This is a genomic window from Burkholderia sp. HAN2018 (assembly GCF_024704855.1).
In the GTDB taxonomy this organism is placed as follows: Bacteria; Pseudomonadota; Gammaproteobacteria; order Burkholderiales; family Burkholderiaceae; genus Burkholderia; species Burkholderia cepacia.
The window spans coordinates 1-290 of the sequence record NZ_QOBB01000584.1 but is presented as its reverse complement, the minus strand read 5'-3'; the positions used below and the strand labels follow the sequence as shown (position 1 = coordinate 290).

The following is a 290-nucleotide window of genomic DNA, read 5'->3' as shown; positions in this document are numbered from 1 at the left end:
CTCGACACGACCCGTCACCACCGTACCACGGCCCGAGATCGAGAACACGTCTTCCACCGGCATCAGGAACGCGCCGTCAACTGCACGCTCCGGCGTCGGGATGTACGTGTCCAGCGCGTCTGCCAGGCTCATGATCGCCACTTCGCCCAGCTCGCCCGTGTCGCCTTCCAGCGCCAGCTTTGCCGAACCCTTCACGATCGGCGTGTCGTCGCCCGGGAAGTCGTACTTCGACAGGAGTTCGCGAACTTCCATCTCGACCAGCTCGAGCAGTTCAGCGTCGTCCACCATGT

Annotated in this window: 1 pseudogene; it reads right to left on the bottom strand. The window is 63.8% G+C overall.

The window, feature by feature from the left end:
• A pseudogene (tuf, locus tag DPV74_RS41915) lies at positions 1-290 on the bottom strand (elongation factor Tu); the annotation flags it as partial.